Source organism: Streptomyces sp. NPDC058619 (assembly GCF_042717785.1).
In the GTDB taxonomy this organism is placed as follows: domain Bacteria; phylum Actinomycetota; class Actinomycetes; order Streptomycetales; family Streptomycetaceae; genus Streptomyces.
This window is the reverse complement of the sequence record NZ_JBHXQN010000001.1, coordinates 251,963-266,052: the sequence shown is the minus strand read 5'-3', so window position 1 is coordinate 266,052 and position 14,090 is coordinate 251,963. Positions and strand designations below refer to the sequence as shown.

At 70.6% G+C, this 14,090-nt stretch carries 13 protein-coding genes; 10 read left to right on the top strand and 3 right to left on the bottom strand.

Annotated elements, in window-relative coordinates:
- Positions 1–6 precede the first annotated feature (6 nt).
- Entirely contained in the window at positions 7–690 is a 684-nt protein-coding gene (locus ACFWTC_RS01290) for a hypothetical protein (RefSeq protein ID WP_384025879.1), read from the top strand.
- A gap of 83 nt (positions 691–773) precedes the next feature.
- Entirely contained in the window at positions 774–1,688 is a 915-nt protein-coding gene (locus ACFWTC_RS01285; RefSeq protein WP_384025882.1) for a hypothetical protein, read from the top strand.
- Positions 1,689–1,731: 43 nt separating this feature from the next.
- Here ACFWTC_RS01285 and ACFWTC_RS01280 read toward each other — a convergent pair whose 3' ends face one another.
- Positions 1,732–4,200 carry a YfhO family protein gene (locus tag ACFWTC_RS01280; RefSeq protein WP_383922806.1) on the bottom strand — a complete coding sequence of 823 codons (2,469 nt, stop codon included), beginning with the start codon at positions 4,198–4,200 and terminating at the stop codon, positions 1,732–1,734.
- Between the two features lie 537 nt (positions 4,201–4,737).
- Between ACFWTC_RS01280 and rpsL the strand changes: the two genes are divergently transcribed.
- The 4 genes from rpsL to tuf all read left to right on the top strand — a co-directional run bounded on the left by rpsL (position 4,738) and on the right by tuf (position 9,094).
- On the top strand, positions 4,738–5,109 hold the full coding sequence (gene rpsL / locus ACFWTC_RS01275; RefSeq protein ID WP_007265893.1) for a 30S ribosomal protein S12: 372 nt from the start codon (positions 4,738–4,740) through the stop codon (positions 5,107–5,109).
- A 2-nt stretch (positions 5,110–5,111) separates the two neighbouring features.
- Positions 5,112–5,582, top strand: a complete 471-nt coding sequence (gene rpsG / locus ACFWTC_RS01270; RefSeq protein ID WP_267724764.1) for a 30S ribosomal protein S7 — start codon at positions 5,112–5,114, stop codon at positions 5,580–5,582.
- Positions 5,583–5,621: 39 nt separating this feature from the next.
- Positions 5,622–7,751 (top strand): elongation factor G, encoded by a 2,130-nt coding sequence (gene fusA, locus ACFWTC_RS01265; protein ID WP_383802546.1) that lies wholly within the window; start codon positions 5,622–5,624, stop codon positions 7,749–7,751.
- Between the two features lie 149 nt (positions 7,752–7,900).
- Positions 7,901–9,094: an elongation factor Tu gene (gene tuf / locus ACFWTC_RS01260; protein ID WP_257554813.1), complete on the top strand. Its 1,194-nt coding sequence runs from the start codon at positions 7,901–7,903 to the stop codon at positions 9,092–9,094.
- A gap of 196 nt (positions 9,095–9,290) precedes the next feature.
- Here the strand turns inward: tuf and ACFWTC_RS01255 are convergent, their stop codons facing one another.
- Positions 9,291–9,890 carry a dTDP-4-dehydrorhamnose 3,5-epimerase family protein gene (locus tag ACFWTC_RS01255; RefSeq protein WP_383917731.1) on the bottom strand — a complete coding sequence of 200 codons (600 nt, stop codon included), beginning with the start codon at positions 9,888–9,890 and terminating at the stop codon, positions 9,291–9,293.
- Entirely contained in the window at positions 9,887–10,762 is an 876-nt protein-coding gene (rfbA, locus tag ACFWTC_RS01250; protein ID WP_383917728.1) for a glucose-1-phosphate thymidylyltransferase RfbA, read from the bottom strand. Before rfbA ends, ACFWTC_RS01255 begins: the two co-directional genes overlap by 4 nt.
- A gap of 82 nt (positions 10,763–10,844) precedes the next feature.
- On the opposite strand from rfbA, the gene rfbB reads away from it, so the two are divergent.
- The 4 genes from rfbB (at position 10,845) to ACFWTC_RS01230 (ending at position 14,081) form a co-directional block, all read left to right on the top strand.
- A complete protein-coding gene (rfbB, locus tag ACFWTC_RS01245) occupies positions 10,845–11,822 on the top strand; it encodes a dTDP-glucose 4,6-dehydratase (RefSeq protein ID WP_383917725.1) in 978 nt (325 codons plus the stop codon).
- On the top strand, positions 11,819–12,730 hold the full coding sequence (gene rfbD / locus ACFWTC_RS01240) for a dTDP-4-dehydrorhamnose reductase (RefSeq protein WP_384025885.1): 912 nt from the start codon (positions 11,819–11,821) through the stop codon (positions 12,728–12,730). The genes rfbB and rfbD overlap by 4 nt, the downstream gene beginning before the upstream one ends.
- Positions 12,731–12,888: 158 nt before the next feature.
- Entirely contained in the window at positions 12,889–13,278 is a 390-nt protein-coding gene (locus ACFWTC_RS01235) for a DUF2304 family protein (protein ID WP_383917719.1), read from the top strand.
- On the top strand, positions 13,275–14,081 hold the full coding sequence (locus ACFWTC_RS01230; protein WP_383917717.1) for a glycosyltransferase family 2 protein: 807 nt from the start codon (positions 13,275–13,277) through the stop codon (positions 14,079–14,081). Before ACFWTC_RS01235 ends, ACFWTC_RS01230 begins: the two co-directional genes overlap by 4 nt.
- The last annotated feature ends 9 nt before the right edge of the window (positions 14,082–14,090 follow it).

Below are 14,090 nucleotides of genomic sequence, written 5' to 3'. Positions count from 1 at the left end.
ACCGCCGTGCGCAGAGCCCTCGGCGTGGTACTCGCGGCCGTGGTGGGCGCCGCACTCCTGACGGGCTGCGGCCTGCGAGACCTCAGGGAAGAGAAGGGCGCCGGTCCGGCGCAGCCGTCAGCGGTCGAGACCTTCCCGGTCAAGGCACCGGTGCCGCCGGGCAAGCCGCTCGACGGGCAGGCGAAGGTGCAGCCCGTCCCGTCGCCGGACCCCACCGACGCGTCCGCGGTGGCCCGTGCCTGGCTGGCGACGGCATACGGATACGACACGGCGTACGACAGCGGACCGCAGGACGCGAACATCCGGGCAGTCGCCTACCTCACCGAGGAGCAGGCGGGCGCCGAGCGCGAATACCGGCCCGGCGCGGGCAGCGGATCGGACTGGGCGACGTGGGCGCAGCACCGGGCGTGGACGACGGTGGAGATCACCGCGGACGAGGACGACCAGGGGCCGGATGGCACGCCCGGCGCCTCCTTCCAGACGTACTACGTCGAAGGCACGGCCCACGGCCGTGACGGCTGGACGGGCCCCGGGCCGCGGCTGACCGCCGTGGTGCAGTTGACCCTCACCGGCCCGGCCGGCTGGAAGGTCGCGGGGGTCACGGTGACTCCCGCCGCTGTTCCGCCGGATGCAGTGCCATCGGGGACGTCTCCGCGTCCTTCTCCTCCATCTTCCACACCCGCACGCTGAGCAGAGCCGAGGAACCCATGTCCCTATTCACTCGCCGGAGCCGGAAGGCGGAGCCGGACTCGGCCCCCGCTCACGTGGCCCCCGTGACCGTGGATGTACGGATCACCGGCGCTGGCTACGCGGAGGTGGCGGGCTGGCCCGTCGTCGCGGGTGTCGGGGAGGAGCCGCAGGACGCCGTCCTCGACTACCTCCACCGGCAGGTGCTGTCCAGCGGTGCGCCGGTTCTGGCTACGGTGTGGGACGAGCGCATCGGCCACGTCGTACGGATCCAGGTGCTGGAGGACGGCTCCAGCCGGTTCACCGCCCACCCCGAGCCGCTTCCCGGCGCCGCGCCGACGGCCGTTGCACAGGCGGGGCCCACCAGGCCGGCGGAGACGGAGGCGCCGGCGCCGCCGGAGGCCGCGTCCGTGCGGGAACACCTCCCCGCGCCGACACCCACGGAGCCCGCACCCCCGCCGGAGCCGCAAGGCGTGCCCGTGCCCCCGCCGTCGGCCGTACCCGGGCCCCCGCCTGCTGCCACACCGGTGCCGGTGCCCGGGAAGCCGTCCGTACCGCACCGGGCCGCAGACGACCTGGTCGCCGGCCCCGGGGCGCGGATCCAGGAGGCGCTCCGGTCCGGGCGCATCGAGTGGGCCGCCACCCTCGCCCAGCAGAGCGTGAACACGGCGGCCGAGCGCCTCGGGTGGGAGTCGCCCGAGGTGCTGCAACTGCGCGAGCTGAACGCGTACGTGGCCTTCGTCGCCGGGGACAGCCGCCGGGCCTTCCACAACTCCCTCGAAATCGCGCGGATCCGCAGCGCCCGCAACGAGCCGCAGGCGCTGCACAGCGTGCTGAACGCCGCCGCGGCGTGGCTCAAGGTGGCGGACCCCGCCGAAGGGATCCGCATGGGACACGAGCTGATCTCGTTCTGGTCCGCGCTGCCCGGGTCGGACGCGGCTCAGCTGCAAGCCGCCCGGGCCCGGATGAGCCGTCTGGAGAAGCGGGGCGGCGCGGCCTGACCCGGAGGGGCCGGCCTCGGCCGGGGCGCCGCGGGTGCGGGGCTCAGGCGCGGTGGCGGCGGCGGGTGGCGATCGTGGTCGAGGCGAGGACCAGGACGGCGAGGGCGGCGCCGGCCAGGCCGGGCAGGAGGCCCCGCGGGGTGAAGGTGCAGGAGACCCCGGCCGCGCCGGCGGGAAGGTCCACCGCGAGCAGGCCGTGGAAGGGCTTCAGGGGGGCCGAGCAGCGCCAGCCGGGCACGGCCGTGGTGGCGATGACGGCCGTGCCCCGGGTGCCCCGGGGGAGGGCGGCCTCCAGGGTGTGGCCCGCGGCCTCGACCCGGGTGGCGCCGGTGGCGGTCAGGGCGGCCACGGCCCCGTCGAGCGCCCGGCGGTTCAGGCAGCCGACGGGGTGGGGGCCCGCCGTGGCCCCCCGGGTCCGGGTGCGCACGGTGGCGTCGACGCGGCCCGACGCGGGCACCGGGCCGAGCGGGACGACGCCCGTTGCGCGGTACTTCAGCGGAGTCTGCGCACCGCCGGCGGCGAGGGTTCCGTACAGGGCGGGGGAGTACCAGTAGGCCTCGGTGCCGGGGGTGCAGCGGGCGGCGTACGTCTGCACGGCGGCGCTGCCGCCGCGGGCGGCCCGGGGGACCTCGTACACCGTGGCGCCGAGGACGTCCTCCTGGCGGGCGTAGACGCTGTCCGCGGGGTGGGGCGAGGCGTAACGGGCCGACCGTACGGTGACCAGGGGCGGGGCCGGGAAGGTCCGGGCGGTCCAGGTTCCGGGGGTGTCCCCGGGGCGGACCCGGGCGCCGATGGAGAAGATCGCGTCGAGCACGGGGTTGTCGGCGCCGAAGAAGGTGCGGCCGTCGTTCTTGTAGCCGTAGCCGAGGGGTTCGAGGGCCCGGAAGGTGGCCGCGGGCAGGTAGCTGCTGTAGAACTGCGGCCCTTCGGCGCGCAGGGCGAGCGCGTCGTTGTACGAGGTCTGCGGCGCGCCGGAGTCGGTGCGGTGGGCGGGCCAGCCGTCGGCCTCCCGGACGGCGTCGAAGTGGTGGCCGATCGACCGGCCGGAGGTGGCGGCCGGCTTCGCCCACCGCTCGCGGGCGCGGCGGGCGTCGGCGTTGACCGCGGCGAGCGCGGACTCGGCGCACACGACGCAGACCATCAGCACCGCGGCCGCGGGGATCAGGAACCGGCGCTCCTCGCCGAGCCGCAGCAGGACCAGGGCCAGCAGGGAGAGGGCGCCGCCGCCGAGGACGGCGGGCCAGGTCCAGCCGCCGAAGTCGGGGGTGTGGCGGAGCGCGAACGCGGCTCCCGCGAGCAGGGCGGCGGAGAGGGCCAGGTGGAGCGGGCGCGGGCGGTGGGCCAGCGCCAGCCAGGCGAGGACGACCACCATGCCGCTGAAGACGAAGGTCTCGCGGTACGGGTTGCCGTTCGGCACCGCCAGCCCGTGCCACGCGTACTGGGTCGGCGGGAACTGGAAGGAGGCGGCCACCAGGACCACCGCCGTCGCCCACACCAGGCGGGTCCGCCCCCGGATCGCGGGGTTGAGGACGAAGGAGCCGGCGAGGACCAGGCCGAGCGAGGCGACGTACAGGCGCGGGCTGCCGCCCCACAGGTGGGTGGCCGGGAGCATGCCGGCGAGGAAGACGTCGAGCCCGACCGGGTCGAAGGCGGCGGCCCGGGTGGGCTGCGCCGCACCGCTGGACAGGAACGACGGCAGGAGCAGGGGGAGGGTGAGCAGGATCCCGGTCGCGGCGGCCGTCAATGCCCGCCCCACGGCGCGCAGCCGCTGCGCGCCGTTCAGGTCGAGGGTGGCCAGGCGGACGGCCAGCAGGACGCAGGCGGCCGTCGTGGCCATCATCGCGGTGTAGAAGTTGCCGTACCAGGCGAGGGCGACGAGCAGGGCCGCGGCGGGCCGGCGGCGCCCCTCCAGGCACCACTCCACCGCGATGCCGAGCAGCGGGAGCGCGACCAGGCCCCACAGCCACATGGGGATGTACGAGGCGTCGCTGACGGCCCAGCCGCACAGGCCGTAGCAGGCGCCGAGGACGCCGCGCTGCCACCACGGGCCCGGCTGCAGCCTGCCGAGGTAGACGGCCATCAGCGCGGCGGCGGTGCCCGTCGTCAGCGGGGTGAGCGCGAACACGGCGAGGTCGACGTGGTCGCGCGGGACGAGGACGGCGAGCCACGAGAACGGGTTGCCGAGGTAGGTGTGGTAGTCGGACAGGAACTGCTGGCCGAAGCCGCCGCGCCAGGTGAAGAGCAGGTCGCCGGCGGCCTGTCCGTGGGCGAGGTCCCACAGCGCCCGGTGGAAGGGGACGTACTGGTTGGCCTGGTCGTTGACGGCCCGCCCGGTTCCCCCGAAAGGGTGGGCGCGGCGGGCCGCCCAGGCGGCGCAGACCGCCCCGGAGGTGACGAGGAAGGCGAGCAGCGGACCGTACGGACGGCGCGTGCGGGTCGGGGGCCGGGGGGCCGGACCGGGGCGGAAGCGGGCGTCTTCGACGCTGGTCGGCTCCTGTGTCGCGGTCCCCAAGGCCCTGCTCCCTGCTGGTCGACGCTCGCGCACTGCGCGGGGGCAGTGCGCAGCTTAGGGCGCCGCCGGGTCCGTGATGGTCCGTGCCGGTCCGTGCCGGTCTGTGCTCCGGGGCCCGCGCGGACCGGCCGGGTACGGGGTCCGGCGGGCCGGCGGGGGCGGGCCGAGGCCGGCCGGGGCGGGAGCGCTGGGTGCGCCGGCGCCGCCGCAGGCGGGGAGGACCGCCGCCCGGTACGGGACTGATCCACCGCACCCGGGAGCGACCGGACGGGCGCTCCCGCTTGCGCCCGGCGTGTTTTCGTGCTGAGCATTTGTTTTGACCTACCTCTGTGAGGTAGGTACGCTCTGACCTTGTGCCTGGGGTGTGCCTAGGCTCCCGTGCGTGTCCATCAACCGCATGTGAGCCGCATCGGCCACCGCGATCCAAGCGTTTCCGTGTTCGCACGGAGGTCCGCCGGATCCGACACACCCGACCGCGTGGGTCGGCAAATGTTCCAGGTTAGCTTCACTACACGGCACACAGAAACCGGAGAAGTAGTGCCTACGATCCAGCAGCTGGTCCGGAAGGGCCGGCAGGACAAGGTCGAGAAGACAAAGACTCCCGCGCTTGAGGCTTCGCCCCAGCGTCGCGGCGTCTGCACGCGAGTGTTCACGACCACCCCGAAGAAGCCGAACTCGGCGCTCCGTAAGGTCGCGCGCGTGCGTCTGACCTCCGGCATCGAGGTCACGGCCTACATTCCGGGTGAGGGACACAACCTGCAGGAGCACTCGATCGTGCTCGTGCGTGGTGGCCGTGTGAAGGACCTGCCGGGTGTTCGTTACAAGATCATCCGCGGTGCGCTTGACACCCAGGCTGTCAAGAACCGCAAGCAGGCCCGCAGCCGCTACGGCGCCAAGAAGGAGAAGTAAGAATGCCTCGTAAGGGCCCCGCCCCGAAGCGCCCGGTCATCATCGACCCGGTCTACGCATCTCCTCTGGTGACGTCGCTCATCAACAAGATCCTCATGAACGGCAAGCGCTCCACCGCCGAGCGCATCGTTTACGGCGCCATGGAAGGCCTCCGCGAGAAGACCGGTGCTGACCCGGTCATCACGCTGAAGCGCGCGCTCGAGAACGTCAAGCCGTCCCTCGAGGTCAAGTCCCGCCGTGTCGGTGGCGCCACCTACCAGGTGCCGATCGAGGTCAAGCCCGGTCGCGCGGCGACCCTCTCGCTGCGCTGGATCGTGGGCTACTCCCGCGCCCGTCGCGAGAAGACCATGACCGAGCGCCTCATGAACGAGCTCCTCGACGCCTCGAACGGCCTCGGTGCGGCCGTCAAGAAGCGTGAGGACACGCACAAGATGGCCGAGTCCAACAAGGCCTTCGCGCACTACCGCTGGTAGTCCGACCCCACATCGAGACCGAGAGAAGACCGAAGCCTTATGGCTACCACTTCGCTTGACCTGGCCAAGGTCCGCAACATCGGGATCATGGCCCACATCGACGCGGGCAAGACGACCACCACCGAGCGCATCCTGTTCTACACCGGTGTGTCTTACAAGATCGGTGAGGTCCACGACGGCGCCGCCACGATGGACTGGATGGAGCAGGAGCAGGAGCGTGGTATCACCATCACGTCTGCCGCGACGACCTGCCACTGGCCTCTTGACGAGGTCGACCACACCATCAACATCATCGACACCCCGGGTCACGTCGACTTCACCGTCGAGGTGGAGCGTTCGCTCCGCGTCCTCGACGGCGCCGTCACCGTGTTCGACGGTGTCGCCGGTGTGGAGCCGCAGTCCGAGACGGTCTGGCGTCAGGCAGACCGCTACGGCGTTCCGCGCATCTGCTTCGTCAACAAGCTGGACCGCACCGGCGCCGAGTTCCACCGCTGCGTCGAGATGATCGAGTCGCGCCTCGGCGCGGTCCCGATCGTCATGCAGCTCCCCATCGGTGCCGAGATGGACTTCCAGGGCGTTGTCGACCTGGTCACCATGAAGGCGTTCGTCTGGTCCGCCGAGGCGACCAAGGGCGAGATGTACGACATCGTCGACATCCCGGCCACGCACACCGAGGCCGCCGAGGAATGGCGCGCCAAGCTCATCGAGCAGGTGTCCGAGAACGACGACGAGCTCATGGAGCTGTTCCTGGAGGGCACCGAGCCCTCCGTCGAGCAGCTGCACGCCGCCGTCCGCCGCATCATCATCGGCTCGGGCAAGGGCAACGGCGCCACGATCACCGCGGTGTTCTGTGGCACGGCGTTCAAGAACAAGGGCGTTCAGCCCCTGCTCGACGCCGTCATCCGTTACCTCCCGTCGCCGCTGGACATCGAGGCCATCGAAGGCCACGACGTCCGTGACGCCGAGGTCGTCGTGAAGCGCAAGCCTTCGGACGACGAGCCGCTCGCGGCTCTGGCGTTCAAGATCATGCGCGACCCGCACCTCGGCAAGCTCACCTTCGTCCGGGTTTACTCGGGCCGCCTGGAGGCCGGCACTGCGGTGCTGAACTCCGTCAAGGGCAAGAAGGAGCGCATCGGCAAGATCTACCGCATGCACGCGAACAAGCGTGAGGAGATCGCGGCGGTCGGCGCCGGCGACATCGTCGCCGTCATGGGCCTGAAGCAGACCACCACCGGTGAGACGCTGTGTGACGACAAGGCACCCGTGATCCTGGAGTCCATGGACTTCCCGGCTCCGGTCATCCAGGTCGCCATCGAGCCCAAGTCCAAGGGTGACCAGGAGAAGCTGGGTGTCGCCATCCAGAGTCTCGCGGAGGAGGACCCCTCCTTCCACGTTCACTCGGACGAGGAGACCGGCCAGACCATTCTCGGCGGTATGGGCGAGCTGCACCTCGAGGTGCTGGTCGACCGTATGAAGCGCGAGTTCAAGGTCGAGGCCAACGTCGGCAAGCCGCAGGTCGCGTACCGTGAGACGATCCGCAAGACCGTCGAGCGTCACGACTACACCCACAAGAAGCAGACCGGTGGTACCGGTCAGTTCGCCAAGGTGCAGATCGCGATCGAGCCCATCCTCGAGGCCGACGGCCCGGCGTACGAGTTCGTGAACAAGGTCACCGGTGGCCGCATCCCGAGGGAGTACATCCCCTCGGTCGACGCGGGTGCGCAGGAAGCCATGCAGTTCGGCATCCTCGCCGGCTACGAGATGACGGGCGTCCGCGTCATTCTTCTCGACGGTGGCTACCACGAGGTCGACTCCTCGGAGCTCGCCTTCAAGATCGCCGGTTCGCAGGCCTTCAAGGAGGCCGCGCGCAAGGCGTCCCCCGTGCTCCTCGAGCCGATGATGTCCGTTGAGGTCACCACGCCCGAAGAGTCCATGGGCGATGTCATCGGTGACATCAACTCCCGCCGTGGCCAGATCCAGGCCATGGAGGAGCGTCACGGCGCTCGTCTCGTGAAGGGCCTCGTGCCGCTTTCGGAGATGTTCGGCTACGTCGGAGACCTCCGCAGCAAGACCTCGGGTCGCGCCAGCTACTCGATGCAGTTCGACTCCTACGCCGAGGTTCCCCGGAACGTCGCTGAGGAGATCATCGCGAAGGCCAAGGGCGAGTAACTCTTCCGAGTACACGCTTTAGGCTTGTCACCGGAGCCTCTGGGGCAACAGGAGTCACCCTCCCGCTGCCCCGGGGGAACCGGCTATCCAGCAAAGATCACCTGGCGCCGATGAGCAAGGCGTACAGAACCACTCTCCAGGAGGACCCCGTGGCGAAGGCGAAGTTCGAGCGGACTAAGCCGCACGTCAACATCGGCACCATTGGTCACATTGACCACGGTAAGACGACCCTTACGGCCGCCATTACCAAGGTGCTGCACGACGCGTACCCGGACCTGAACGAGGCTTCGGCCTTCGACCAGATCGACAAGGCTCCCGAGGAGCGCCAGCGCGGTATCACCATCTCGATCGCGCACGTCGAGTACCAGACCGAGGCGCGTCACTACGCCCACGTCGACTGCCCGGGTCACGCTGACTACATCAAGAACATGATCACCGGTGCCGCGCAGATGGACGGTGCCATCCTCGTGGTCGCCGCCACCGACGGCCCGATGCCGCAGACCAAGGAGCACGTGCTCCTGGCCCGCCAGGTCGGCGTCCCCTACATCGTCGTCGCCCTGAACAAGGCCGACATGGTGGACGACGAGGAGATCCTCGAGCTCGTCGAGCTCGAGGTCCGCGAGCTGCTCTCCGAGTACGACTTCCCGGGCGACGACCTTCCGGTCGTCCGCGTCTCCGCGCTGAAGGCGCTCGAGGGCGACAAGGAGTGGGGCGAGAAGCTTCTCGGCCTCATGGCCGCCGTCGACGAGGCCATCCCGACCCCGCCGCGTGACACCGAGAAGCCGTTCCTCATGCCCGTCGAGGACGTCTTCACGATCACCGGTCGCGGTACGGTCGTCACCGGCCGTATCGAGCGTGGTGTCCTGAAGGTCAACGAGACCGTCGACATCATCGGTATCAAGGAAGAGAAGACCACCACCACGGTCACCGGTATCGAGATGTTCCGCAAGCTGCTCGACGAGGGCCAGGCCGGCGAGAACGTCGGTCTGCTCCTCCGCGGCATCAAGCGCGAGGACGTCGAGCGCGGCCAGGTCATCATCAAGCCGGGCTCGGTCACCCCGCACAAGGAGTTCGAGGCTCAGGCCTACATCCTGTCGAAGGACGAGGGTGGCCGTCACACCCCCTTCTTCAACAACTACCGTCCGCAGTTCTACTTCCGTACCACGGACGTCACGGGTGTCGTCACCCTGCCGGCCGGCACGGAGATGGTCATGCCGGGCGACAACACCGAGATGACGGTCGCGCTGATCCAGCCGGTCGCCATGGAGGAGGGCCTGAAGTTCGCCATCCGTGAGGGTGGTCGTACCGTGGGCGCCGGCCAGGTCACCAAGATCACGGCCTAGTCCGTGCTCTGACCTGGTAGCCCGTTCACCGGGCACCTAGTCGCACTGAAGGGCCCCGTCCCACCGCTCCGGCGGTGGGACGGGGCCCTTCGGCGTTGCCGGGTACGGACACCGCCGGGTACGACGAAAGGAGGGCCGCACCCCCGCGCGGGGGTGCGGCCCTCCTTTCGATGTAAGGCTGGGCCGGTGGCGGGGGTCAGACCACCCGGAGCGACTCGGTGAACGCCTTGCAGGCAGCGTAGTCCGGCAGCAGCCCGGTCGCGATGGCGTCGGCCAGCGAGGGGGCGGCCTCGTCGCGGGCGGACAGCTGCGGGACGTCGGCCGGCCACTCGATCGCCAGGTCGGGGTCGAGGGGGTGCACCGCGTGCTCGCCGGTCGGGTTGTACGGCTCCGAACAGAGGTACGAGAGCGTGGCGTCGTCGCTGAGCGCGCAGAACCCGTGGCCCAGGCCCTCGGAGATGTAGACCGCGCGGCGGTCGGCGTCGTCCAGCCTGACGCCCTCCCACTGCCCGAAGGTGGGGGAGCCGACCCGCAGGTCGACGATGACGTCGAGCACGGCGCCGCGCACGCAGGTCACGTACTTGGCCTGGCCGGGCGGCACGTCGGCGAAGTGGATGCCGCGGACCACGCCGCCGGAGGAGACCGAGAGGTTGCCCTGCGCCAGGTTCAGCGGGTGTCCGACCACCGCGGACAGCTTGTCGAAGCGGTACCACTCGGTGAACAGGCCGCGCGGGTCGCCGTGCAGCTGCGGGGTGATCTCGAAGGCGCCCTCGATGGAGAGCTCGCGGAACTTCATCGCGCGGCCTCCTCGTCGAGCAGGGTCAGCAGGTAGTCGCCGTAGCCGCTCTTCGTCAGCGGCTCGGCGAGCGCGCGCAGCTGCGCGGAGTCGATCAGGCCGGCCCGCCAGGCCGCCTCCTCGATGCAGCCGATCTTGAGGCCCTGGCGCTCCTCGATCACGCGCACGAACTCCGAGGCCTGCACCATCGACACGAAGGTGCCGGTGTCGAGCCAGGCGGTACCGCGGTCGAGGATCGTGACGTTCAGCTCACCGGCCTGGAGGTACGCGTCGTTGACCGCGGTGATCTCCAGCTCGCCGCGCGCGCTGGGCTTCAGCCCGCGGGCTATCTCCACGACGCGGTTGTCGTAGAAGTACAGACCCGGCACCGCGTAGCGGGACTTGGGCTTGACCGGCTTCTCCTCGATGGAGATGGCCTGGCCCTTGTCGTCGAACTCGACCACGCCGTACGCGGTCGGGTCGGCCACGGGGTACGCGAACACCCGGCCGCCCTTGGACCCGGTGTGCTGTGCGAGCCGGGTGCCGAGGCCACTGCCGTGGAAGATGTTGTCGCCGAGGATCAGCGCGACCGAGTCGTCGCCGATGAAGTCCGCACCGAGGACGAAGGCCTGGGCGATGCCCTCCGGCCGCTCCTGGACGGCGTACTCCAGCCGCAGGCCGAACTGGGAACCGTCGCCGAGCAGCCGCTCGAACTGGGTGCGGTCCTCCGGGGTGGTGATGATCAGGATCTCGCTGATGCCCGCCATCACCAGGGTGGAGAGCGGGTAGTAGATCATCGGCTTGTCGAAGACGGGCAGCAGTTGCTTCGAGACTGCCCGGGTCAGCGGCCAGAGTCGCGATCCGGTGCCACCGGCCAAAAGGATTCCACGCATGGGGAGAACCCTATGCGAGAGCGCCCGGGGGAGCGGAGCCACGTGCCTGTGACGTTCGGCAGGCGGATAGACTCTTCGTATTATGCGCATCCTCGTGACCGGCGGCGCCGGCTTCATCGGTTCAGAGTTCGTCCGGCAGCAGCTCGGCGCAGATGCGTCCGCGCGGATCACGGTCTTCGACAAGCTGACCTACTCCGGCGTCGAAGCCAACCTGGCGCCCGTGGCCGACCACCCCGGATACACGTTCGTCAAGGGTGACATCTGCGACCCCGAGGCCGTCGACCAGGTGATGCCCGGTCACGACGTCGTCGTGCACTTCGCCGCCGAGTCCCACGTGGACCGCTCCATCGCGGGTGCGGGTCCCTTCGTGCTGACCAACGTGGTGGGCACCCAGGTCCTGCTGGACGCCGCCCGCAAGCACGGCGTCGGCCGCTTCGTCCACATCTCCACCGACGAGGTCTACGGCTCGATCAGCGAGGGTTCCTGGACCGAGGAGTGGCCGCTGGTGCCGAACTCCCCGTACTCCGCCTCGAAGGCCTCCTCCGACCTGCTGGCGCTGGCGTACCACCGCACCCACGGCATGGACGTGGTGGTCACGCGCTGCTCCAACAACTACGGGCACTACCAGTTCCCGGAGAAGGTCATCCCGCTGTTCGTCTCGAACCTGATGGACGGCCGCAAGGTCCCGCTGTACGGCAACGGCGGCAACGTCCGCGACTGGCTGCACGTCTCCGACCACTGCCGCGGCATCGACCTGGCGATGCGCAAGGGCCGCGCCGGCGAGGTCTACAACATCGGCGGCGGCACCGAGCTCACCAACAAGGAGCTCACCGGCGTCCTGCTGGAGGCCGCCGGCCTCGGCTGGGACATGGTGGAGCCGGTCGAGGACCGCAAGGGCCACGACCTGCGCTACTCGATCGACATCAGCAAGATCGGCGAAGAGCTCGGCTACGCCCCGCAGGTCACCTTCGAGGACGGCATCAAGGCCACCATCGACTGGTACCGCGAGAACCGCGCCTGGTGGGAACCGCTGAAGGCGAAGGCGGCGCTGCAGAAGTGACCTCGAACTCAGGTACCCCCCGCTGGCTGGTGACCGGCGCCGCCGGGATGCTCGGCCAGGACGTCCTGGCCGCGCTCGAAGAGGCCGGCGCCGACGCCGTCGGCCTGCGCCGCGCCGACCTGGACGTCACCGACCCGGCGGCCGTCCGGGCCGCCGTCGAGGGCGCCGCCGTGGTCGTCAACTGCGCCGCCTGGACCGACGTGGACGGCGCCGAGACGGCCGAGGAGGCCGCCACCGCCGTCAACGGCACCGGCGTACGCGTCCTATCCGCGGCCTGCGCCGCGGCGGGCGCGCGCCTGATCCAGGTCTCCACCGACTACGTCCTCCCCGGGGACGCGTCGCTGCCCTACCCGGAGTCCGCCCCGACCGGCCCGGTCAACGCCTACGGGCGCGGCAAGCTGCTCGGCGAGCAGGCCGTCGCCGAACTCCTGCCGCAGGACGGCTACGTGGTCCGTACGGCCTGGCTGTACGGGGAGCACGGCCCGAACTTCGTCGCCACCATGCTGAAGCTGGCCGCCCAGCGGGACACCCTCGACGTCGTCGACGACCAGCACGGCCAGCCCACCTGGTCCCGCGCGCTGGCCGCGCGCCTCGTCGAGCTCGGCACGGCCGCGCTCGACGGCCGCGCCCCGGCGGGCGTCTACCACGGCACCGCGAGCGGCCGCACCACCTGGTGCGGGCTGGCCCGGGAGGCGTACCGGCTGAGCGGGCTCGACCCCGAGCGCATCCGGCCGACCACCTCCGAGGCGTTCGTACGCCCCGCCGCCCGCCCGGCGTTCAGTGTCCTTGGTCACGACGGCTGGTCGGCGGCCGGGCTGGAGCCCATGGCCGGGTGGCAGGTCCAGCTCGCCGAGGCGCTGACCCGGCCGGCCTTCACCGACCTGCTGAAACCGCCCTCGAAGGACTGAGCGAACGGGGCCGACCGCCTCCACACGCACGTCATCCGGCGGGGCCTGGGCTGCGACTTCCCGGGCCCCCGTCGGCGTCCTCGGGTGCCATATGCTTGTCCCACAAAGACGTTGGCCCCTTCGCGCGAAAGGCGCCGTCCGCTGTGCAACTCTCCGTCATGACCTCCATCACCGGTCTTCTGGTGCTGGGGTACATCCTCGAACTGCTGCGCCGCCAGCAACTGCGAGAGAAGTACGCGGCGATATGGCTCGCCATCGGACTGCTGGTCGCGCCCCTCGGCTTCGTGCCGGACCTGCTGGACCCGGCCGCCAGACGTCTCGGCGTCGCGTCGGGCGCGAGCCTCGTGCTGTTCGTCGGCTTCGTCCTCGTCCTGCTGGTCAGCCTGCACCTCAGCTGGGAGACCAGCCGGCTGGAAGCGGAGACCCGCACCCTCGCGGAGGACGTCGCGCTGATCAAGGCGCACCTCGTCCAGCAGGGCGGCTATCCCGGCACGCCGCCGCAGCGCACGGAGGACCCCGCCACCATTGAGGCACAGGTGAACCCGTGAACGACGGTCGTCGTGTTCTGATCATTCTTCCCGCCTGGAACGAGGAGGAGGGCCTGCCCTCGGTCCTGCGTGAGATCCAGGAACAACTGCCCTACGTCGACACCCTGGTGGTCGACGACGGCTCGACGGACAACACCGCCGAAGTGGCCCGCGCGGCCGGTTCGGCCGTCGCCCAGCTGCCGTTCAACCTCGGGGTCGGCGGCGCGATGCGGCTCGGCTACCGCTACGCGCAGCAGCACGGCTACGACGTGGCGATCCAGGTGGACGCCGACGGCCAGCACGACCCGGCGTACGTGCCGGCGCTGCTGGAACGGCTCGCCGCCGGCGACGCCGACCTCGTCATAGGCGCCCGGTTCGCCGGCGACGGCGACTACCAGGTGGGCGGCCCGCGAAAGTGGGCGATGACCCTGCTGTCCGTGGTGCTCTCGCGGATCACCCGGACCAAGCTCACCGACACCACCTCGGGCTTCCGGGCCTGCAACCGACCGCTCATAGAGTTCTTCGCCCGCTGGTACCCGGTGGAGTACCTCGGCGACACCATCGAGTCCATGGTGGGCGCGGCCCGCTCCGGCTTCACGGTGCGCCAGGTCCCCGTGGCGATGCGGGCCCGCACCACCGGCCGCCCCAGCGCCTCGCCGTTCCGGGCGATGGTCTACCTCACCCGGGCCGGCCTGGTGCTGCTGCTCGCGATGATCCGCCGGATGCCCAAGGAGCTCAAGGCGTTCTCGCCCGGCTCCCCGGCGTACGCCGCCTCCCAGCAGCGCACCGCAGAGCTGCTCGGCCGCGCACTGACCAAAGCCTAGGCGGGGAAC

Coding starts and splice junctions, on each gene's coding strand:
- rpsG (WP_267724764.1), top strand. CDS start 5,112: ATGCCTCGTAAGGGCCCCGCCCCGAAGCGCCCGGTCATCATCGACCCG.
- fusA (WP_383802546.1), top strand. CDS start 5,622: ATGGCTACCACTTCGCTTGACCTGGCCAAGGTCCGCAACATCGGGATC.
- ACFWTC_RS01255 (WP_383917731.1), bottom strand. CDS start 9,890: ATGAAGTTCCGCGAGCTCTCCATCGAGGGCGCCTTCGAGATCACCCCG.
- rfbA (WP_383917728.1), bottom strand. CDS start 10,762: ATGCGTGGAATCCTTTTGGCCGGTGGCACCGGATCGCGACTCTGGCCG.
- rfbB (WP_383917725.1), top strand. CDS start 10,845: ATGCGCATCCTCGTGACCGGCGGCGCCGGCTTCATCGGTTCAGAGTTC.
- ACFWTC_RS01235 (WP_383917719.1), top strand. CDS start 12,889: ATGACCTCCATCACCGGTCTTCTGGTGCTGGGGTACATCCTCGAACTG.